This is a genomic window from Vogesella mureinivorans (assembly GCF_007644035.1).
GTDB lineage: Bacteria > Pseudomonadota > Gammaproteobacteria > Burkholderiales > Chromobacteriaceae > Vogesella > Vogesella mureinivorans.
Genome location: NZ_VMTV02001008.1, coordinates 1 through 535, shown reverse-complemented (window position 1 = coordinate 535; position 535 = coordinate 1). Strand labels below are relative to the sequence as shown.

Here is a 535-nt window from a genome sequence, read left to right as displayed (position 1 = left end):
CCGCTGAATAGAATCGGGCGTTCTTTCATACCTCACCCCCGTCGCTCTCAACTAGGTCTGCCGGGTAGCGCGAGCTGGCAGGCGGCACTACCTTGTTCTGGCACTTGCCGGGATGGCTGCAATAGTGACCACCCACCACGACCGCACCACAGATGGTGCTGCGATTGATCATGCCGCCCACCGCGCAGGTTGGCCGTTCGGTTGTTTGTTGTGGAGTCATGCTGCCTCCTGGATTGCGGTAAGGATGTCGCGCATCACGGGTGGGCAAACTGCATTGCCCAGCATGTGCACGGCTAGCCGGTGTTGTTCCGGCAGGATGTAGTCGGGGCGGAAGCCCATTGCGGCGCGGCATTCCTGCGCGGTCAGCATTCGCATGCGGTCGCCGTCGATCACCGCCCAGCGGTCGCGGGTGGTGATAGTGCCGATGGGTCGTGCCAGGCTTCGGCCGGTCTCGCCTGATCCGGTGCCGTAGTACGGTGCCAAGAAGCGGGCCCCAAAGCGGGCACGGCCGGCAGCGATGCGTTTCAGCGTGGCG

2 protein-coding genes are annotated in these 535 nt (G+C 64.1%); both read right to left on the bottom strand.

The window, feature by feature from the left end; all coding sequences use genetic code 11:
• Positions 1 to 25: 25 nt before the first annotated feature.
• Positions 26 to 220 carry a hypothetical protein gene (locus tag FLQ44_RS22475; protein WP_147696146.1) on the bottom strand — a complete coding sequence of 65 codons (195 nt, stop codon included), beginning with the start codon at positions 218 to 220 and terminating at the stop codon, positions 26 to 28.
• On the bottom strand, positions 217 to 535 hold a 319-nt coding region (locus FLQ44_RS22470), incomplete at its 5' end, for a DNA cytosine methyltransferase (RefSeq protein WP_206209100.1). The genes FLQ44_RS22475 and FLQ44_RS22470, both read right to left, overlap by 4 nt.

Bases quoted from the DNA above. Each gene is read 5' to 3' on its own strand.
- FLQ44_RS22475 (WP_147696146.1), bottom strand. From the start codon at position 220: ATGACTCCACAACAAACAACCGAACGGCCAACCTGCGCGGTGGGCGGC.